The organism is Nonomuraea sp. NPDC049646 (assembly GCF_044465525.1).
GTDB lineage: Bacteria > Actinomycetota > Actinomycetes > Streptosporangiales > Streptosporangiaceae > Nonomuraea.
In genome coordinates this window covers 266574-286616 of sequence record NZ_JBITLU010000011.1, presented here as the reverse complement: position 1 = coordinate 286616, position 20043 = coordinate 266574, and the positions used below count along the sequence as shown (strand labels likewise).

The window sequence follows — 20043 nt, the reverse complement described above, 5'->3', positions numbered from 1 at the left end:
CCCATGTCGGTCGAGGCACTGTTCAACCCGCGCTCGATCGCCCTGGTGGGGGCCACGGACAAGTCGGGCTGGTCGGTCAGCACGCTGCTGAACCTGCGCACCCACGGCTTCTCCGGGCCCGTCCACCTGGTCAATCCCAGGGGCGGGGTGGTGCACGGGTCGCCGGCCTTCCGCAGCCTGACCGAGATCCCCTCCCCCGTCGACCTGGCCTACGTCATGGTGCCGACGGCCGCCGTGCTCGGCGTGCTCAAGGAGGGCGCCAAGCTGGGCATCGGCTGTTACGTCGTCCTCACGGCGGGGTTCGGGGAGGCCGGCGCGGAGGGCGCGCGGATGGAGGCGGAGATCGCCGGGTTCGCCCGCGAGAACGGCCTGACGATCCTCGGGCCGAACGGCAACGGCTACATCAACGCCGCCGCCGACGTGACCCCGTACGGGCTGCCCATCCCCGAGCCGCTGCTGCGCGGGTCGGTCGGCGTGGTGCTGCAGAGCGGCGCGCTGGCCAGCTCGGTGCTCGGCTTCGCCCAGGCCCGCAACGTCGGCATCAGCCTGCTGACCTCGATGGGCAACGAGTCGGTCGTCACGGTCACCGACGTCGTCGACTACCTGGTGGACGACCCGGCGACCCGGGTCATCGCCCTGTTCCTGGAGACGATCAGGAACCCGGCCGAGTTCTCCCGGGTCGCCCGCCGGGCCCTGGCGGCGGGCAAGCCGATCGTGGCGCTGAAGATCGGCCGCAGCCGCCTCGCCTCGCACACCGCGCAGGCCCACACGGGCGCGCTCGTGGGCGACGACGACGTCATCGACGCCGCGATGCGCCAGCTCGGCGTGATCAGGGTGCGCTCGCTGGAGGACCTCATCATCACCTCAGGGCTGCTGGCCGCCACCGGCCCGCTGCCCGGCCGCCGGGTGGGCGTGGTCACCCCGTCCGGCGGCGCGTCGGAGATCATCGCGGACCGGGCCGAGGACGAGGGGCTGGAGCTGCCGCCCTTCTCCGCGGCGACGGTCGAGCGCCTGGCCGGGATCGTGCCGTCGTTCGGCACGGTGCAGAACCCGCTCGACGTCACCGGCTACGTCCTCGTCGACCGCACCCTGCTCGGCCGGGCCCTGGAGACGGTGACCGCCGACCCCGGCATCGACCTGGTCATGCTGCTGTCCGAACCGCCCAGGATCGCGCCCGCGGACCCCGCGCCCGTCCTGGCCATGTACGAGGCCAGCGCGCGGCGCATCGCCGAGTCGCCGGTTCCGGTCGTGGTGGTGAGCAACGTGCTGACCGACGTCACGGAGTTCGGCCGGCGGGTGCAGCGGGAGACCGGGTTCCCGTACGTCATGGGCGGGATCGAGCACGGCCTGACCGCGCTCGGCGCGGCGGTGCGCTGGTCGGAGGCCCACCGCAGGGCCCTGACCGGCGGCGGCCCGGCCGGGCGGACGGTCGCCGGCGCATCCAGGGGCGCGCCGGAGGGCGCGCACGGCGTGTGGGCCGAGCACCGGGCCGCCGCCCTGCTGGCCGCCGCGGGGCTGCCCGTCGTGCCGTCGGAGACCGCGGCGGACGAGGCGGCGGCGGTGGCCGCGGCCGAGCGGTTCGGCTACCCGGTGGTGCTCAAGGCCGCCGCCGAAGGGCTCGGGCACAAGAGCGACATCGGCGGGGTGCGGCTCGGGCTGTCCGGACCTGAGGAGGTGCGGCAGGCGTACCGGGAGGTGGTGGCCGCGGCGCGGGCGCACGCCCCCGACGCGGGCGTCCTGGTCCAGCCGCAGCGCGGCGGCGGGATCGAGCTGCTGGCGGGCGTGGTGCGCGACCCGGCCTGGGGGCTCACCCTGGCGGTCGGGCTCGGCGGCGTCTGGGTGGAGGTGCTGCGGGACGCGGCCCTGCGCGTGCTGCCGGTGGACGCCGCCGAGGTACGCCGGGCCCTGTCCGAGCTGCGCGGCGCGGCCCTGCTGGACGGCGCCAGAGGCACCGAGCCCGCCGACCTGGAAGCGGTGGCCGACGTGGTGGCCGGGATCGCCGCGTTCGCCGAGAGCCTGGGCGACGACCTGGAGTCCCTGGAGATCAACCCGCTCCTGGTCACCGGCTCCCGCGTCGAGGCCCTGGACGCCCTCATCACCTGGCGCCCGCCGCCCTCCTGACCTGCCCCGGCGGCTCGGGCGCCGCGCTCAAGGCCCAAGGCTCTTCAGCAGGATCATCACGGCCCCCAGGGCGCCCGAGCCGGATGACCGTGCCGATCGCGGTGGCCAGCAGCTCGGCCGGGTCGGCGATCCAGTGCGAGAGCCCGGAGACGACGCCGGCCGTCAGGATGGTCCCGTAGACCGACTCGCCGTTGACGAACCGCCCCACCCCGCGCGCGGCCCCCGTGCTCACCCGACGAATCTAGTACGGCCCGCACGCGCGGCCGGGCGCCCGACGCGCCCGCCTGGCAACCCTTGACGCCCCCGCCCGCCCGTACGGCTTCGCGCGCCCCCGCCCGCCTGGACCTCGTGGCTCGGGGCGTCTCGGTGGCGGCCGCCCGCGTCCGCAGCAGCGCGGGCGGCCGTCACCGGTCCGGTGGCCGAGTCGTCGCTACTCGACCTCGATGGGCAGCTCGTAGATCTCCGTCGTGGGGTGGCCGGCCTTCTCGTGCACCCGCATCACCGCCTCCTTCGACGGCCCCGACGACAGGCAGAACACCTTGCCCGAGTCCGGGTCGAGCCAGGCCCGCTCGAAGTGCACGCCCTCGGCCCCCTCGACCGCCAGGTCCCGCTCGTGGGCCTCGCGCAACTGCTCCTCGGTGACGCCGACGAAACCACTGTGCACGTCCATGAACTTCGGCATCGCCGTCTCCTCTTCTCAGGATCTTCCGCTTCCGATGGAGAGGCGTTCCATTCCGTTCCATCCCGTTCCATCGGCCCGTCCGGGCTCGCCTGCCCGGAGGGCCGTGCGCGGAACCTAGGGCAACCGGGAGGCCAGGACGAGGGTCGCGGCGGAGGCGAACATGCCGCCGTTGCCCAGCACCACGCTCACCTCCGCGTCCGGCACCTGGGCCGCGGCCTCGCCCCTGAGCTGCCGCACCGACTCCTGGATGGCGAACATGCCGTACATGCCGGTGTGCGTGTAGGACAGGCCGCCGCCGTTGGTGTTCATCGGCAGCCGGCCGCCGGGCGAGGTGTGCCCCTCGGCGACGAACGCCCCGGCCTCGCCCCGGCCGACGAAGCCCAGGTCCTCCAGGCCGTAGAGGGGCACGTGGGCGAAGGCGTCGTACACCATCAGGTGGTCGACGTCGTCGTGGGCGATCCCGGCCTCGGCGAAGGCGGCCCGGCCGGACAGGCGGAAGCCCTTGGAGGTGGTGAAGTCCTCCATCTGCGAGACCATCGGCGCGTCCATGGCCTCGCCGGAGCCGAGCAGGTACACCGGCGAGCGGCGCGACAGCTCCTCGGAGGTGACCACCAGCGCGCCGCCGCCGTCCGTCACCAGGCAGCATTCCAGCAGGTGGAAGGGGTAGGCAACGAGCTTCGACGCGAGCACGTCCGCGACCGTGACGAGCTCGCGGTACATGGCCCTCGGGTTCCGGGCCGCCCAGCGGCGCTGCGCGACCGCCACCTCGGCCAGTTGCTCGTGGGTGAGGCCGGTCTCCTTCATGTAGCGCAGCGCCGTGACGGTGAACGACGTCGGCGGCCCGACCACCCCGTACGGCAGCTCGAACTGCCCGAGCAGCGAGTCCGCGCCCAGCCCCCACCGGCCGGCGCCGACCCGCGACCGTCCCGACTCGCCGTGCGTGATCAGCACGGTACGGCACAGCCCGGCCCTGATGGCGGCGGCGGCGTGGCGCACGTGGAACAAAAACGACGACCCGCCCACGCCCGTGCCGTCGAGCCAGGAGGGCGTGATGCCGAGGGCGTGCGCGACCTGGATCGGGCCGGGCGTGCCGACCGTGGCGATGCCGTCGATGTCGTGTTTCGTCATGCCCGCGTCGGCGAGGGCGTTGCGCGCGGCCTCCAGGTGGAGCTGGAAGGTGGAGCGGTCCGGCAGGCGGCCGATCTCGTCGGTCTCGGCCGCCCCGGCGATCACGATGTTCATCGGCCGCCCTCCGCGGGCTCGAAGAGCGGCACGTGCACGTCGCCGCGCCGCTCGAACACCACCCGCAGCTCCATGTCCAGCGGCAGGTCCTCGGGGGTGTTGGGCACGCCGACGATGTTGGTCATCATCCGCACGCCCTCCTCCAGCTCCACGACGGCGATGGCGTAGGGCCCGCCGGCCTCGAAGCCGGGCGCGGGGCGATGGTTGATCACGTACGAGTACAGGGTCGCGCGGCCCGTCGCGCGCACCCACTCCACGTCGCCGCCGCCGCAGTGGGGGCAGCTCGGCCGGGGGTAGAAGTAGTGCCGCGCGCACGTCTGGCAGCGCTGGATCCTGAGCTCTCCCGCGGCCGTGCCGTCCCAGAACGGCTGGGTCTCGGGCGTTGGCTTCGGTGCCGGTTTCATGGGCCTCCCCACTCTAGTTCTAGAATCGCACTCTAGAGCCAGGTTCGGTTGCGGGGAAGCCTCCGCGGCTCAGGGGCTCGGGATGCCGTCGCCGTTGCGGCCGCGTCCAGCCAGCACCTCCTCCAGCGTCGGGCGGGCCTCGTCCGGGTCGCGGAACCCCGGGCAGGCGAGCTGGATCAGCACGCCGTGCGCCTCCTTGGGGTGCAGGAACACCTCCTGCCAGCGCGCGTCGGCCCGGTTGAGCCCGTGCAGCCGGTAGCCGCGCCCGGTGAGCCGGGCAACGGCCGCGTCCATGTCCGCGACGTGGAAGTTCAGATGATGGACGCCGCCCCGCCCCCGCGTCAGCTCGAAGAAGCTGTCGAAGAACGTGGACCCGGTCAGCGGTTCCATCAGCTCGACCTTGCTCCCGTTGGAGTACGTGAGCTGCAGCGTGCGGTACCCGCTGACCCGGTTGTCCCCGCCGCCTCCCAGGTGGCGGCCTCCGAGCAGGTCGCGGTAGATCGGCAGCAGGTCCCTGATCCGGGGAGCGGCCACGGCCGTGTGGTCGAAGGTCACGTCGAGGCCGTCAAGTTCCAGGTCCACGCCCGGCTCCTCACTACGTACGAATCCTAGAATTTGATTCTAATCATCTGATCCCGGGTACGCACTCTTGACGCCGGCCGACGCGAGGAGCAACATCTCAGAAATGGATTCTAGAGCTAGCTTCTAGAACTCATGACGGGGGCCTAGGCTCGACAGAAAGGCGTGTCATGAGGCTGTCCTACGTCCGCGAGCTCGACGAGTACCCGACCGGCGCCCGCCGGATGAAGATCCTCACCATGGCCGTCCTGGCCATCCTCATCGGCTCCTACGAAGGGCAGATCGCGCCCGTCGTACCCCTGCTGCTCAAAGACCTGAACATGTCCCTGGCCACGTACGGGGCGGTGTCGGGGGCGGCGGCGGTGGCCGGGGCCGTGGCCTCCATCCTGGGCGGCCGGCTCACCGACCGGGTCGGCCGGGTCCGCCTGCTCATCCCGCTCATGGCCCTCACCGCCGTCTGCTGCTTCGCCATGACGCTCGTGCACAGCCCACGCGACCTGCTGATCGCCCGCATCCTGCTGGCCTTCGTGGACGGCGTCGCCATGGCCTCCACCGCGCCGCTGATCCGCGACTTCTCCCCGCGGCTCGGCCGGGCGCAGGCCTTCGGGTTCTGGACGTGGGGCCCGGTGGGCGCGAACTTCCTGGCCGCCGCCGTCGCCGGCTGGACGCTGCCGATCTTCGACGAGTCGTGGCGGTCGCAGTTCGTCATCATGGGCTGCTTCTCGCTGGTGATCTCCGCGGTGATCGCGTTCAACATCGCCGACCTGTCCCCCGAGCTGCGGGCCAGGATCCAGCACACCGAACGGGCCGCCGAGGAGGTCGTCGACCTGGAGCGCCCGCCCACCGTCCGGTCGTTGTTCGCCCGGCGCAACATCTGGGCCCACGTCGTCGGCATCTCGCTCTGGCTGGTCCTCTACATCACGCTGTCGCTGTTCGGCCAGACGATGCTGGTGGGCGCGCTCGGCATCAGCAGCGCGCAGGCGTCCACGATCATGGCCGCGTTCTGGAGCCTCAACCTCGTCACGCTGATCGTCACCGGCCGCCTGTCGGACCGCCTGCAACTGCGCAAGCCGTTCTCGCTCGCCGGGACGATCGCCGCGGTGCTGGTCACCGCCTACCTCGCCGTCGCGCTCGGCCAGGAAGGCGTCTCCACCGGCACGCTCATGGTGGTCGGCGCCCTGCTCGGCGGCTCACTCGGCGTCGCGTACGCCCCCTGGATGGCCAACTACTCCGAGGACGCCGAGGACGCCGACCCGCGCCTGCAGGGCACCGCCTGGGGGCTGTTCGGCTTCCTGAGCAAGGCGATCGCGGTGATCGGGCTGCTGGTGATCCCGCATGTGGTGGCGGCGACGAGCTGGCAGACCTGGCTGTTCGTGGCGCTGGGCTGCCTCGTGCTGTTCATCCCCGCGATCCTGCTCTTCAACGGACCATGGCGCCGCACCACCCCCACCCCCGTACAGATAGCCCTAACGGAAGCCGAAGGCTGACCCACCCTCACCAGGGCCACCCACCGAACCGTCTTACCGAGGCCACCCACCGAACGTCCCTGACCAGCCCATACGCCGAACGATCCCGACCGAGGCCGCACCGAACCGTCCTCACCGAGGGCGCACGCCAAACCGTCCTCACGGAGGCCGCACACCGAACCGTCTTATCGAGGCCGCCCACCGATCGGCCCTGACCGAGACCGCACATCGAACCGCCTCATCGAGGCCGCACACCGATCCGTCCTCACCGAGGCCACACGGTGAACCGTCCCTACCGAGGCCGCACGTCCCTGACCAGGCCGCACGTCGATCCGTCTGACCGAGGCCGCACGCCCATCGGCCCTGCCGGAACACGCGAAAAGCGGCGCGCCCCCGAAGGGGCCCGCCGCTCGTCGCAGGCATGAGACGTACCCGTCAGCCGCGGTACCGGGACGAGGCGTACCCCTCAAACCCGGTGCCAGGTCGAGACGTGTCCGTCAGTCCCGGTGCAGCTTGCGGTACGTCACCCGGTGGGGACGGGCCGCGTCGGCGCCCAGACGCTCGATCTTGTTCTTCTCGTAGTCGGCGAAGTTGCCCTCGAACCAGAACCAGTTCGACCCTTCCTCCCACGCAAGGATGTGGGTGGCGATGCGGTCGAGGAACCACCGGTCGTGCGAGGTGATCACGGCGCAGCCCGGGAAGTCGAGCAGCGCGTTCTCCAGCGACGACAGCGTCTCGGTGTCGAGGTCGTTGGTCGGCTCGTCGAGCAGCAGCACGTTGCCGCCCTGCTTGAGGGTGAGCGCCAGGTTGAGCCGGTTACGCTCGCCGCCCGACAGCACCCCCGCCTTCTTCTGCTGGTCGGGCCCCTTGAAGCCGAACGCCGCGATGTAGGCCCGCGACGGCATCTCGACGTTGCCGACCTTGATGTGGTCGAGCCCGTCGGAGACGACCTCCCAGACGTTCTTGTTCGGGTCGATGCCGCCCCGGCTCTGGTCGGCGTAAGAGATCTTCACGGTGTCGCCGACCGTGATCGACCCCGTGTCCGGCGTCTCCCCACCCGTGATCATGCGGAACAGCGTGGTCTTGCCGACGCCGTTGGGGCCGATGACGCCGACGATGCCGTTACGCGGCAGGTCGAACGACAGGCTCTCCATCAGCAGCCGGTCGCCGAAGCCCTTGGTGAGCTGGTCCGCCCTGATCACCGTGGTGCCCAGACGCGGGCCCGGCGGGATCTGGATCTCCTCGAAGTCCAGCTTCCGGAACTTGTCGGCCTCGGCGGCCATCTCCTCGTACCGCTGGAGACGGGCCTTGCTCTTGGTCTGGCGGGCCTTGGGGTTGGAGCGCACCCACTCCAGCTCGTCCTCCAGGCGCTTCTTGCGCTTGGCGTCCTTCTGGCCCTCGACCTTGAGACGCTGGGCCTTCATGTCGAGGTAGGTGGAGTAGTTGCCCTCGTACGGGTAGCAACGACCGCGGTCGAGCTCCAGGATCCAGTTGGCCACGTTGTCCAGGAAGTACCGGTCGTGGGTGACGGCCAGCACCGTGCCGGCGTACTTCTCCAGGTGCGACTCCAGCCACTGCACGCTCTCGGCGTCGAGGTGGTTGGTGGGCTCGTCGAGCAGCAGCAGGTCGGGGGCCTCAAGCAGCAGCTTGCACAGCGCCACGCGGCGGCGCTCACCACCGGACAGCTTGCTCACCTCGGCGTCGGGCGGCGGGCAGCGCAGGGCGTCCATCGCCTGCTCCAGCTGGCTGTCGAGGTCCCACGCGTTGCGGTGCTCGAGCTGGTCCTGGAGCTTGCCCATCTCCTCCAGCAGCTCGTCGCTGTAGTCGGTGGCCATCTGCTCGGCGATCTGGTTGTAGCGCTCGAGCATCGCCATCGTCTCGGCGACACCCTCCTGCACGTTGCCCAGAACGGTCTTTTCCTCGTTGAGCGGCGGCTCCTGCTGGAGCATGCCGACCGTGAAGCCCGGCATGAGCTTGGCGTCGCCATTGGACGGCTGCTCCAGGCCGGCCATCATCCGGAGCAGCGTCGACTTCCCGGTGCCGTTCGGCCCCAGGACACCGATCTTGGCTCCGGGCAGGAACGACAGCGTGACGTCGTCAAGGACAACCTTGTCGCCGTGCGCCTTGCGCACGCGCTGCAGCGTGTAGATGTACTCCGGCATGCTCCCTAGCTTAGAGGCTGCACACGCAGGCTTCCGCCGCCCAGCCCCTTTCACCTCCGCCCTTCCCCCCTCTCCCCCGCACCCCCACCCCTCCACCCCCACCTCCCCCGAACACCCTGCCGCCCCGGAAACCGCCCCCTCGCCCCCTGAACCGCCCCTGACAGCTCACGCCCCCGCCCCGCCTTGGGTCCGGACGCTGTCCCCACCCCCGACCTCAGCCGAGGAAATCCCCGTCACGCCCTCGGCCCCTTACTCAGGACCTCCCTGAACGCCACCACCCCTCGTCGCCACGGCCTCCTTCGTCGCAATCGCCTTCGTCGCGGCGGCCTCTGCGGCGGTCTCTGCGATGGTCCCCACGGCGGTCCCCGTGGTGGCGGTCCCCGTGGTGGCGGTCCCCGTGGTGGCGGTCCCCGTGGTGGCGGTCCCCGTGGTGGCGGTCCCCGTGGTGGCGGTCCCCGTGGTGGCGAGCAGGGCGATGGCCGCGCGCCGCACCCCTTGACGCCCACCCGCGACGAAGAGTTCCCATGACGGCCCATGCCCTGTGCCCGCCACAGGGCCGTGATGGGCGGGGCTCGCATCACCGCTCTCAGCCGACTACGACCTCCGTCAGCCCTCTTGGCCCATTGGCTCCTTGGTCACGGTCTCCTTGTCTCATTGGCCCACTGGTCAGGGCCTCCTTGACCCATTGCCCCCCTCGGCCTCTGGACTTTGACCCCTTGGTCGCGGCCTCCATGCCACGGTTCCCCTTCGCCACGGCTCCTTCAGCACGTTCACCTTCACCACGGCCTCCCAGGTCGCGGCCCCCTACGTCGCGGCACCTGCGGTGGTCTCCGTGGTGGTGCCTGTCGTTGCGAGGAGGGCGGTGGCTGCGGCTCGTGCTCGTAGTGCCGGGTGGGTCGAGCGTTCACGTACTGCCGTGACGATGGCCCCGTCCACCAGCAGGACGAACAGGTGCGCCAGTTCGGCGGCATCGGCCCGGCCGTCCCGCTCGATCAACCCCGAGACGTACGCCCGCACCCGCTCCTTGTGCTCGGCCGCCACCCGGTGTGCCGCACTGTCCGGATCCGCCGTCTCGATCATGGTGTTGATGAAGGCGCACCCACGGAAATCGGCCCGCGCGAACCGTTCGGCCAGGGCGTCGAAGACGTCCAGCGGATGGCCGCCCAGAGCCTCCACGCGTTCGGCCAGCCAGGCCCGCCACCGCTCGTCCCGCCGCCGCAGTACGGCCACGACCAGGTCGTCCTTGCTCGGGAAATGCCGGTAGAAGGAGGCGCGGCCCACCCCCGAGACGCTCAGGATCCGCTCGACCCCCACCGCCCTGATCCCCTCCGCGTAGAAGAGGTCCTCGGCGGCGTCGAGCAGTCGTTCACGTGCACGTGTGGGCATATCGCCAAGCTATCCCGAACTTCCCTAAAACGGAACCGTTCGGTATCGTCTTGCCCAGATGGAACCGATCAGTACCGTTTTGGAGACCTCATGCCCCGCCTTCCACAACTGACAGAAGACAACGACGGTTTGCTCGACCAGACCCGCCGCCAGCTCGGCAAGGTCCCCAACCTGTACGCCGCCCTCGCCAACGGCCCAGCCGCCCTGGCCAGCTACCTCGCGATGCGCGAACACCTCAGCGCGGGCGTCCTCACCCCGAGACTGAGGGAGCAGATCGCCCTGCTGGTCGCCCAGGAGAACCACTGCACGTACTGCGTGAGCGCCCACACCATGCGCGGACGCCGTATGGGCATGTCCGACGAGGAGCTTCTCAAGACCCGCCAGGGCGCGGATGACGAGCCGCACGCGGCCGCCGCCCTGGCGATCACTCAGGCGATCATGCACACGGGCGGCGCGGTGAGCGACGCGGACCTCGACGCCGCACGGGCCGCCGGCGTCTCGGACGCGGAGCTCGCCGAGATCGTGGGCCACATCGCCCTGAACACCTTGTCCAACTACTTCAACCACCTCGCCCAGCCCGAGCTGGACTTCCCGGAGGTGCAGGCATGAACCCCACCTGGAGAAACGGCACCGTCGAACTCCTCGACGGCTACACGCTGACGAACTCCGAGGGCCGCCGGGTGCCGACCGTGGCAGGAGTGCGGTTCGCCATCGAGGGCGGGTATCTCAACGTCGAGGTCCCCGGGGTGCCCCATATCCAGATCGTCTCGGCTCCCGCCGTCCGCCTCGTCACCTGCGACAGCGTCTCCACGTCCTGACGCCGAAGGCGCACCGGCCACAACCCGAGGGCAGGCCCCTGACGCATCCCCCCTCAGGCGCCTGCCCGCATCCCCTGCACACATCGATGTCACACGGCTTGCTCTTCGGGGGACGGCGGTTGTGGCGGCTGGACAACGGGGATGCAGACGCGGTCCCGGCCCAGCTCCTTGGCCCGGTAGAGAGCCAGGTCGGCGGCGGCCAGCAAGTCGATCAGATCGTCGCCGTGCACGCACATCAACGCGACCCCGACCGAGATCGTGATCCGGATCAGAGTGTCGTCCACCGGGATGGCCATGTGCCCGATGTGCGTACGAAGTCGCTCGGCGACCTGACGCGCCTCGTCGACGTCCGCCCCGGGCAGCAGGACGACGAACTCCTCGCCCCCGAACCGCCCCACCACGTCGGACTCCCGCAGCTCCCTGCGCAACATGGCCGCCACCCCGGCCAGCACCTCGTCGCCGACCAGATGTCCGTGGGCGTCGTTCACCCGCTTGAAGTGGTCGATGTCGATGATCAGCAGCGCCAGCGTGTCACCGCTGCGACGCGCCCGCAGGATCTCGGTGTCGGCCTCCCGCTGCCAGGCGGCCGCGTTGAGCAGCCCGGTCTTCGAGTCGGTACGGGCGGCGGCCTGCAACTGCGCATGCAACAGGCTTCGTTGCAGCAGGACGACCGGCGGCAACGCGAGCACCAGCAGAGCCAGGTTGAGCCCGCACCCGATCGAGACCGTGACGCCGAGGCACAGCTCGACGACGTCCAGCAGGACGCTCTCCCGGTTCCACAACACCTCCTGCCACGACCCCTCAGGATCGGACGTGTGCGCCGCGACCGCGATGAGACCGATGTTGAGCAGCGAGAACAGGACGGCGGCCGCGACCGCGTAGGCGATCGGCGGCCCACTCCCCCGCGTCAGCACCCAGGGATCAGGGACGACCCAGTGGAAGGCGACCGACGCCGTGCAGCCGGCCAGGCCGATGGCCGCCGAGCTGAACACCCGACGGTAGAGAACTGTGGCGCGCACGCGCACCTGGAGAAGGATCTGCAGCACGATCGGCGCAAAGAGGGCGTAGACCGGCGGCAGGAGCAGGGCGACCGGCAGCCACCAGGCCGACAACAGGTCACGCGAGACTCCGGCGGGCATGCCCAGACGCCTGCTGGCCTCGATGCAGACCGCGCCGCACGCCATGAGAGCGGCAAAGGTCAGAAAATCCGGCCAGTGGAACTCGGTAGATCTCGTGAACAAGGTAATCGCGACGGCATCGAGGGCGACAATGGCGCACAGATACGCCACAAGCGGGCGCCGTTGCCCGAGCAATGGCCAACGACCGGCCAGTCTTGACACACCGTCGCGAGACTTGATCGTGGCGTGACTGGTCGCCGCCATCTCGTCTCCTCCCTGACTAACGATGTGTAACACAATAATTGCGGAGTGTGCGTTATGCGATGGGAACCGCTACGTTGAAACGACCACGCCCGCTCACTCCGCGAGCGGGCAGTGCCGGAAAGGAGCAACCATGGTGCGGGGCGTGACATGGACATGACCCATGCTCTAGGTATCTGACGCGGACAAACACCCCATCGGCCCCCCTTCGGGGTGACATCGGGGCCATCAGCCGATGCCCCTGCCCCTCCCCTCCCCCTCCTCTTGGCCGTCCCCTGCGCGGGGCGCCGACCCATCGGCTGCTGCCCTCCGCCCCGATCGCTTTCCCCCGGACCGATGGCCGACGAACCATCGGTCGTGCCACTCCTTCATCAGGTCCGTCGAGAAACTCGATGACCAGCGCGTCCGGGCCTACGCCGATCAAGGAGTGCATCCCACATATGACTGCCGTCACGTCGGCGCTTGCCCGCGTGCGCGTCACGTCTCTGTCTGACGTCTGCCAACAGGCGGCTCAGCAGGCGCTTGGGCACCCGCCCGGCTCTCGACCGCGCAGCACGGCCTCCGGGTGCAGTCACCCCTGCAAAGAACCACCGTGAGGCGAACCGGGGCCACTGCGCCTCCGCGTGCAACCCGTACAGCGCGCATTCTGCCTCCACGATGTGGACGCCCTCGCTGGGGCTGGTCGAGGGCGTCGAGGCAAGCGGGTGTCTTCATGGCGGGTTGTGTGGGGGGCATGAAGACACCCGCCTTCGTGGGGAGCGGCCACCTCTCCGTCACGACGGGAGCATCCACCGGTGTAGGTGCTCAGCCGTCAGGTGACGATGGGGTCAGGCGGCGGCCTTCTCCGGGGTCTGGGTCTTCGTCCGGGGCTTGCCGGACGCACCCAGGACGCGGACCGTGGCGGCCTTGGCCGACGAACCGCGGCCCGCATGCTCTCGCGTGGCCGCGCCGGGAGTGGTGTCGTCCTCCACGGCGGGGTCGGGCTGGGCCTCGGGACGTGCGCTCGGGTGCGGGGTGCCGGCGTCGGGGTCGGTGGCCGCGATGGCCAGCGCCGTGTTGTCGGCGTCCGGCCTGGCGTCGTCGTCGTGAGGCTGCGCGAATGCGCTTCGGGGGGCGTCGGCGGTCGCGGGGACCGACGCGTCGGCGGCCGGGTGGAGGGAAGACGGGCGGACGGGCTTGGTGCCCATCGCCCAGTCCTGGGTCTCCTCGTCGAGGCGTTCGCGCATCTCCTTGGTCATCGAGCCCAGGCCGCCCCCGCGCTCCGGCTTGGTGAAGACGCCGGTGCCCCAGCGCAGGTCGTGCCCCACCGCGCTGGCCTCGATCTCCGGCATGAACCGGCGGTCGCCTTCCGCGCCGAACTCGCGGATGCGGAGCTTGCCGGACACGACGACGGGCTGCCCCGCCCGTACGCAGTCGGCGACGTTGTCGCCCAGCGCACGCCAGCACCGGACCGTGAAGCAGACGCGCTCACCGTCGGTCCATTGCCCTGTCTTCCTGTCGAAGTAGCGGTGCGAGGTGAACACCTTCAGCGACGTGACCCTCGTGCCGTCGTCGAAGCTGTACTGCCGTGGCTCTGCTGCGACGTTTCCGGTGAGCGTGATGTAGATGTCGTTCATCCGTGCCTCCCATGCGGCGGGCGGACTGCCCGCGACCTGGGAACACGGTGCCTGAAGAGGGTCGGGTGGGGTGGGGGCGAACGCCGTTCTGTGGATGAGGGGACGGAGAGGAAGGACGGCTGTGGATGAACACAGGACGCGTACGAGAAGAGAGGGGTCAGCCCGAGAGGTCGCGCAGGGCCGTGTAGAAGGCGTGGTGGCGGCCGAGCTCGCGTTCGACCGGCTCCACCACCATCTTCGCCGACACCGTCGAGACCCTGCGGCGCATCTCCCGCTCCAGACGTTCCCGCTCCCGCGAGGCCCCCAGCTCCACGAAGTTGCGCGAGGCGATGCCCGACAACGCGCCCAGCCCCAGGACGGAGGCCATCATGAGCGCCACCCACGGCAGCGCCGCGCCGTCGCCGACCAGTTGCAGGGTCGCGGGCAGTTGCGCGGGCACGGTCAGCCCGGCCACCAGCCACACCACCCCGGCCACGAACGCCACCACCAGCAGGTACTGCCAGACCTTGAGCAGCCGCCACCAGCCGGGCACCCGGTCGAGGCGCGGCGCCACCTCCGTGAGCTCCTCGGTCAGCGCCTTCGGCAGCCGGGACGCGTGCGAGCGCGCGGCCTGTTGCACCGCGGTCCGCCACACCGGGTCCATACCGGACGACAGCCCGTCGGTGAGCGCCTGCACGGCGTTGGCCACCTCGGCGGAATGGGCGCTCACCGAGCCGGTCGTGATGCCGCGGATCTCGTCGCCGACGTCTTCGAGACGCAGGCTCTTCAACGGATCGGGACGGAACTTGGCGAACCACCGCGGATACGGCCAGCCGACCCACTGGCTGGAACGCTCAGCGTAGACGTTCTCCATCGCCTCGCCGACGGCGGGGACGCCGATCGCGTCGCAGAGCGCATCGGTGAGCCCCATCCTGCGCGCCTCGTCGACCGACGACGGCACGAGCAGCGCGTCGCCGAGCGGCATGGCCTCGCCGAGCCGCTGCTCCATCCGCTGGAGGTCGGCCTCCAGCTTCTGGATGGCGGCGCGGCGGCGGCCGACGGCGGTCGCGATCACGCTCTTGAGGCTCTCGACGCCGCGCCCGGTGACGGCCGAGGTGGGTACGACGCTGGGATGCTCGACGCCCTCCCGGCGCAGCAGGTCGTTGAGGTCGATGACCAGCTCGGCCAGCTCCGCCGCGGACAGCTTGTCGGCCTGGTTGAGCGCGAACACGGTGACCGCGTCGTGCCCGGCCAGCTCGGTCACGTAGCGCCGGTGGGTGGAGGCGTCGGCGTACTTCTGCGGGTCGAGCACCCACACCACCAGGTCGGCCAGCCCGATGAGCCGGTCGGCCTCGTTGTCGGTGAGCGCCCGGATCGAGTCGTGGTCGGGCAGGTCGAGCAGGATCAGCCCGTGGAGCTGGCTGTCGCCCTTGTCGAGCGCGCTGGTACGGGAGAAACGGTGGCGCGGCTGGATCTGCAGCCAGTCGAGCAGCGGCGCCGAGCCCTCCAGCCCCCACACGCAGGCGTGGGTACGGGCCGTCGTCGGACGGCGTACGCCCGTGGGCGACAGCTCAAGCCCCGAAATGGCGTTGAACAGGGACGACTTGCCGCTGCCGGTGCCGCCCGCGAGGGCGACCACGGTGTGCTCGGACGACAGCTTGAGCCGGTCGCCGGCCCGCGTCAGCAGCGCGCCGGCCTCAGTGAGCAGCTTCTGGTCGAGCCGTCCAGGACCCAGCTCCACCACCTTGTTGAGCGCGGACAACCTCGGCGCGAGGCCCGCCCTCGGGGGCGTGGTCGTCGTCATCGGGCGACCTCAAGGTTGTAGGTCGCCTGGTAGAGGCGGGTCGCGACGGACTCGTCCGGGATGCCCGCCGAGTCGAGAGCGTGTACGTAACGCATGGATTCCTCGTCGAACAGCATGCCGATCCTGGCTCGCAGGTCACTGAGCGCCTTGGCGCCGATGCCGCGCAGCGACTCCGCGCCGAGCAGCGCGTTGACGAGCCGGTGCGGCACGCCCGACCCGTCGCCGCCGCTGAACATGGCGACCGTGAAGATCAGGGAGAGCGCGTCGGGATCGAACGAGACGAGCTTGGACACCGAGCGCTTGGTCACGCCCTCGGTGCGTACGAGCTCGTTCAGGTGGTCCTGCCAGGACGCGATGGCGCGCCCGGCGTGCCGCAGCAGGTTGTCCGACGGACGGTCGAGCCCCTCGGCGAGCTTGACCCCCAGCTCCGAACGGTGCCGCCAGCGCGCGACCACCTCCTCGGCGGCGCGGTTGGCCGCGGCGACGATCACCGACTCCAGCCCGGCCCGGATCGCCGCCTTGAACGCCGTCACCCGCTCGGGCGTCTGCCTGCCCGCCTTGCCGCTCTTGCCGAACTGCAGCGAGCGCATGAGATCGCCGGAGCCCGCGAAGTCCTGCCAGCGGGCCAGCACCTCGCCGTGCAGCAGCGAGCCGTTCTTGGACGCCTTGTCGATCTCGGCCAGCGCGCCCAGGTAGGCGGCCTCGACGTCGCCGCGCAGCTCGGCGCGGAACGCCGCCTGACCCTCCAGGTGCCTGGCCAGCGCGGGCACGCGGGTGCGGAAGCTGTTGAGCACCCCGTTCAGGGTCTCCTGGACGGCCTGCGCCCGGCGCGCCTCGTCGACCGAGAGCTCGGCCAGCCACATGCGCAGGTCGGTGACCTCGCTGTCGGGCAGCCTGCCGTCGGTCACCGCCGCCTCGTGGATCACGAACCGGTCGATGTCGCCCAGGCCGTATTCGGTCAGCATGCGGACGAAATGCTTGAGCACGACGTCGGCCGACCGGGGTTGCACCCGCGACAACACGATGGCCAGGCGGGCGCCGCGCTCCTTGGCCAGGCGCAGGAGGCTCCAGGCGGGCGCGTCGGCGTAGCGGGCGGCGGTGGTGACGAAGATCCACAGGTCGGCGGCGTCGAGCATGCGGTGGGCGATCTCGTGGTGCTCCTCGACGACCGAGTCGATGTCGGGGGTGTCCAGCAGCGCGACGCCCTGCGGAAGCTTCTCGGTCGTCACGACGACCAGGCCGCTCGTCTCGCTGTCGGGCGAGGGCCGGTCCAGCCGTTCGAGGCCGCTGAGCAGCTCGCCCTCCGCGAACCACTTCCTGTCGTCGGGGTGGCAGGCCAGGATGGGCGTGCCGGTGGTCGGGCGGCGCACTCCGGTGCGCGAGATGTTCCGCTCGGCCAGGGAGTTGACCAGGGTGGACTTGCCCGCGCCGGTGGAGCCGGCGATCACGATCAGCGCGGGGGCCGTGTTGGTGCGCACCCTGGGCAGGACGTAGTTCTCCAGCTGGGCCAGCAGGTCGGCCCGCGCCTGCCTGGCCTCCTCGGCTCCGGGCAGGTCGAGGCTGAAGCGCAGGTCGGACACGCTCTCGCGCAACGCGCTCAGCGCCGACGTCATCACCTCGACGACCTCGGCCGGCAACTCCTCGACCCGCGGCCCTTCCTCCGGCGCGCCTTCCTCCGGCCTGCCTTCCTCCGGCGCGCCTTCCGACTCCGGCACGACGCTGGTCTCCACGCCGTCCTCAACGCCGCTGTCCGTGTCGCTGTCGCTGTCCGCGTCGGCGCCGGTGTCCCCCTCGGCGTTGGTTTCCGCGTCGGAGCGGTCGTCGATTTGAACGTCGACGTCAGCGTTCGCCTGGACGACGGCATCCCCGGCGTCGGCGTCCTGAGCGGGGCCGGCGGGGTCGTCGGTGTCAGCGGGGTCGTCGGTGTCGGCGTCAGCGTCGGAGTTCGCTAGGACGACGGCATCCGCGTCGGGGTGGATGTCCGCGTCGGCGTCCACCTCGGCGTCGGTTTCCGCATCGGAGTGGTCGTCGGATTCGGCGTCGGTCGGGTCGTCGGGGTCGGCGTCGGTCTGGGTGGTGGCGCCCGTGTCGGCGTCTGCTTCGGTGGTCGGGACGGTCTCGCCGCTGTCGTCTACAGGGGCGGAGTCCGCTTCGGTGTCGTCGGTCTCTACGGTGGATGCGACATCGTCGGCCTCGGCCTCGGAGTCGAAGTCCTCCTCCGCCAGGTCTCCTGGGTCGGTGGGGTAGTCGGCGTCGCTGGGGACGTGGGAGGCCGGAGAGAAGGCGTCGAAGCCGGTGGTGTCTTCGGCGTTCGTCGCCTCGCTGGGGGCGGTGTCGCCTTCCGCGAGGGGCGCCGCTTCGGCTTCGGCAGCGGGGACGTCATCGGGCCGGGGAGTGTCGTCGCTCTGCGAGTCGGAGTCGGCTTGCGCACGGTTCTCGGCGTCGGCGTTCTCGTCAGCGGAGGGAGCGGTCGCGTCGTCGTCAGGGGCGGCGTCCGCCGGGGGTGGCGCGTGCTCGACGCCCGAAGGCGTCTCTTCGCTGTCGGCGGCGATGGCGTCCGGGGTCGCGGACGTCGGCTCGGTCTCCGAGGACGGGGCGGTGTCCGGATCCTGGGGGGCTCGTTCCCAGAAGGCAGCGGGCCTCGGACGCGTCTCGTTCCCCTCACGCGGCTCGGCGGCGCGGGCCGGGGTGAAGAGGCTCGGACGGTCGGCCGGACGGGACGGCGTGAACAGGCTGGGCCCCGTGGACGGGCCGGGCTCGTCCGTACCGGCGGAGGGCTCCTGCGAAGCGGCCGGGAGCCGTTGAGCGGCGGGCCGCCGAGGGAGGACGGGCTTGTCGGCACGCGCCGACGGCTCGAAGAGCGATGGCCGGGCAGCGGAGGCCGACGCCTCCCCCGAGGACGACGGACCACCGGGAGCCTCAGGCGACGAGCCCGAAGAAGCCGCAGGCGGCGGGCCCGAGGACGCCCCAGACGACGAGCCCGCGGAAGCCGCGGACGGCGGGCCGGAGGGCGCGGCAGATGGCGGGCCGGAGGGGGCGGCGGACGGCGGGGGCGGGGTGGTTCGGGAGTCGGGCAGGTCGTCGTCCGTCACCGGGCGGAAGCTCAACGTCTGCTCCCCCAGCGACTCGTGCCGCCCGTCATCCATGGCGGTGTTCACGGCAAGCGCTCCGCTCGAACCATCTCGACCTCCTGGCCGACCCGCACGACGTCGCCGACGATGACGATCGCCGGAGGCCGTATCCCAGCCGCGGACACGCGGTCGGCCACGGTGGAAAGCGGTGCGATTACCGCCCGCTGGGTCGGAAGGGTACCGTCCTGTACCACCATTACGGGAGTCTCCGGCGCACGTCCGTCTCGAAGCAGCGCCTCGGCCACCTTCGGCAGCCGTTCGACGGCCATCATGAGCACCAGCGTGCCCTGGGACCGGGCCAGGGCGGGCCAGTCGACGGTGGAGGCCGGGTGGTCGGGCGCGACGTGCACGGAGACGACGTGGAACTCCTGGCTCACGCCCCGATGCGTCACCGGCACCCCGGCCGCGGCCGGGACGGCGACGGCGCTGGTGATGCCGGGGACGACGAGCACGGGGATGCCGGCCTGGGCGCAGGCGATCATCTCCTCGCCGCCGCGCCCGAACACGAACGGGTCGCCGCCCTTGAGCCGGACGACGAACTTGCCCTGCCTGGCCCGGTCGACCAGCAGCTCGTTGATCTTCTCCTGGGACAGCGACCTGCCGTAGGGCACCTTGGCGGCGTCGATGAGCTCGACGTCGGGGGCGAGCTCGTCGAGCAGCGCCCGGGGCGCGAGCCGGTCGGCGACCACGACGTCGGCCTGGGCGAGGAGCTGCCGCCCACGCACGGTGATCAGGCCGGGGTCGCCGGGGCCGCCGCCGACCAGGGCCACGCCGACGGGCTTGGTGCGGTTGCGGCGGGCGTCGACCGTGCCGTCGCGCAGCGCGCCGACGACCGCGTCGCGGATGCCCGCGGCCCGGCGCGGGTCGCCGCCCGCGGTGACGGCCACGCTGATCTCGTCGACCCGGCCGGAGGCCGGGGTCCAGGCGGCGGAGGCGTCGCGGTCGTCGGCGCGCACGCACCACACCCGCTTGGCCTCGGCCTCGGCGGCCACGGCGGCGTTGACGGACCTGACGTCGGTGCAGGCCTGCACGAGCCAGGCGCCGTCGCAGTCGCCCACCTCGTACGGCCGCGCGTGCCAGGTGACCCGGCCCGTCGCGATCAGGTCGTCGAGGGCCGGGGTGACGGACGGGGACACCACGGTGACCTCCGCACCGGCCTCGATCAGCGCGGGGACACGCCGCTGCGCGACACGGCCGCCACCCACGACGAGCACCCGGCGGCCGGAAAGCCGCAGGCCGAGGAGGTAGGGACCCATGGGGGGAATCTCCCGTTC

General features: G+C 71.2%; 17 protein-coding genes. 5 read left to right on the top strand and 12 right to left on the bottom strand.

All coding sequences use genetic code 11. The annotated features are described in order from the left end of the window. Window positions 1-3 precede the first annotated feature (3 nt). The gene (locus ACIBQ8_RS31775; protein ID WP_397193709.1) at window positions 4-2121 is read left to right on the top strand and encodes an acetate--CoA ligase family protein; all 2118 of its coding nucleotides are present in this window, start codon (window positions 4-6) and stop codon (window positions 2119-2121) included. Here the strand turns inward: ACIBQ8_RS31775 and ACIBQ8_RS31770 are convergent. The 5 genes from ACIBQ8_RS31770 to ACIBQ8_RS31750 all read right to left on the bottom strand — a co-directional run bounded on the left by ACIBQ8_RS31770 (window position 2096) and on the right by ACIBQ8_RS31750 (window position 5031). Then, on the bottom strand, window positions 2096-2353 hold the full coding sequence (locus ACIBQ8_RS31770) for a hypothetical protein (RefSeq protein ID WP_397193708.1): 258 nt from the start codon (window positions 2351-2353) through the stop codon (window positions 2096-2098). The two genes, ACIBQ8_RS31775 and ACIBQ8_RS31770, sit on opposite strands and share 26 nt — an antisense overlap. 198 nt (window positions 2354-2551) lie before the next feature. Next, entirely contained in the window at window positions 2552-2803 is a 252-nt protein-coding gene (locus ACIBQ8_RS31765) for an SCO4226 family nickel-binding protein (protein ID WP_358294765.1), read from the bottom strand. A gap of 114 nt (window positions 2804-2917) precedes the next feature. Beyond that, window positions 2918-4045 carry a thiolase C-terminal domain-containing protein gene (locus ACIBQ8_RS31760; protein ID WP_397193707.1) on the bottom strand — a complete coding sequence of 376 codons (1128 nt, stop codon included), beginning with the start codon at window positions 4043-4045 and terminating at the stop codon, window positions 2918-2920. Next, the gene (locus ACIBQ8_RS31755; RefSeq protein ID WP_397179344.1) at window positions 4042-4449 is read right to left on the bottom strand and encodes a Zn-ribbon domain-containing OB-fold protein; all 408 of its coding nucleotides are present in this window, start codon (window positions 4447-4449) and stop codon (window positions 4042-4044) included. Before ACIBQ8_RS31755 ends, ACIBQ8_RS31760 begins: the two co-directional genes overlap by 4 nt. A 69-nt stretch (window positions 4450-4518) precedes the next feature. After that, a complete protein-coding gene (locus ACIBQ8_RS31750) occupies window positions 4519-5031 on the bottom strand; it encodes a VOC family protein (protein WP_397193706.1) in 513 nt (170 codons plus the stop codon). A gap of 167 nt (window positions 5032-5198) precedes the next feature. On the opposite strand from ACIBQ8_RS31750, the gene ACIBQ8_RS31745 reads away from it, so the two are divergent. After that, a complete protein-coding gene (locus tag ACIBQ8_RS31745; protein WP_397193705.1) occupies window positions 5199-6515 on the top strand; it encodes an MFS transporter in 1317 nt (438 codons plus the stop codon). Window positions 6516-6991: 476 nt separating this feature from the next. On the opposite strand, the gene ettA is transcribed toward ACIBQ8_RS31745, so the two are convergent. Continuing rightward, entirely contained in the window at window positions 6992-8656 is a 1665-nt protein-coding gene (gene ettA, locus ACIBQ8_RS31740; RefSeq protein WP_397179341.1) for an energy-dependent translational throttle protein EttA, read from the bottom strand. A 346-nt stretch (window positions 8657-9002) separates the two neighbouring features. On the opposite strand from ettA, the gene ACIBQ8_RS31735 reads away from it, so the two are divergent. Further along, a complete protein-coding gene (locus tag ACIBQ8_RS31735; protein WP_397193704.1) occupies window positions 9003-9155 on the top strand; it encodes a hypothetical protein in 153 nt (50 codons plus the stop codon). Window positions 9156-9460: 305 nt separating this feature from the next. Here ACIBQ8_RS31735 and ACIBQ8_RS31730 read toward each other — a convergent pair whose 3' ends face one another. After that, entirely contained in the window at window positions 9461-10042 is a 582-nt protein-coding gene (locus ACIBQ8_RS31730) for a TetR/AcrR family transcriptional regulator (RefSeq protein ID WP_397193703.1), read from the bottom strand. A 90-nt stretch (window positions 10043-10132) separates the two neighbouring features. Between ACIBQ8_RS31730 and ACIBQ8_RS31725 the strand changes: the two genes are divergently transcribed. Together ACIBQ8_RS31725 and ACIBQ8_RS31720 are read left to right on the top strand one after the other, a co-directional pair. Next, window positions 10133-10651, top strand: a complete 519-nt coding sequence (locus tag ACIBQ8_RS31725; RefSeq protein ID WP_397193702.1) for a carboxymuconolactone decarboxylase family protein — start codon at window positions 10133-10135, stop codon at window positions 10649-10651. Beyond that, a complete protein-coding gene (locus ACIBQ8_RS31720; RefSeq protein WP_397179338.1) occupies window positions 10648-10860 on the top strand; it encodes a hypothetical protein in 213 nt (70 codons plus the stop codon). The genes ACIBQ8_RS31725 and ACIBQ8_RS31720 overlap by 4 nt, the downstream gene beginning before the upstream one ends. Before the next feature lie 89 nt (window positions 10861-10949). On the opposite strand, the gene ACIBQ8_RS31715 is transcribed toward ACIBQ8_RS31720, so the two are convergent. The 5 genes from ACIBQ8_RS31715 to cobA all read right to left on the bottom strand — a co-directional run bounded on the left by ACIBQ8_RS31715 (window position 10950) and on the right by cobA (window position 20025). Continuing rightward, window positions 10950-12044, bottom strand: coding sequence for a GGDEF domain-containing protein (locus ACIBQ8_RS31715; RefSeq protein WP_397179337.1), 1095 nt, complete (start codon window positions 12042-12044; stop codon window positions 10950-10952). A gap of 1022 nt (window positions 12045-13066) precedes the next feature. Next, on the bottom strand, window positions 13067-13855 hold the full coding sequence (locus ACIBQ8_RS31710; protein WP_397193701.1) for a single-stranded DNA-binding protein: 789 nt from the start codon (window positions 13853-13855) through the stop codon (window positions 13067-13069). A 157-nt stretch (window positions 13856-14012) separates the two neighbouring features. After that, the gene (locus ACIBQ8_RS31705; protein WP_397179335.1) at window positions 14013-15638 is read right to left on the bottom strand and encodes a YfjP family GTPase; all 1626 of its coding nucleotides are present in this window, start codon (window positions 15636-15638) and stop codon (window positions 14013-14015) included. After that, window positions 15635-18796: a dynamin family protein gene (locus tag ACIBQ8_RS31700; RefSeq protein ID WP_397193700.1), complete on the bottom strand. Its 3162-nt coding sequence runs from the start codon at window positions 18794-18796 to the stop codon at window positions 15635-15637. The genes ACIBQ8_RS31705 and ACIBQ8_RS31700 overlap by 4 nt, the downstream gene beginning before the upstream one ends. Further along, complete coding sequence (gene cobA, locus ACIBQ8_RS31695; protein WP_397179333.1) at window positions 18793-20025, bottom strand: uroporphyrinogen-III C-methyltransferase; 1233 nt, start codon at window positions 20023-20025, stop codon at window positions 18793-18795. The genes ACIBQ8_RS31700 and cobA overlap by 4 nt, the downstream gene beginning before the upstream one ends. Between the last annotated feature and the right edge of the window lie 18 nt (window positions 20026-20043).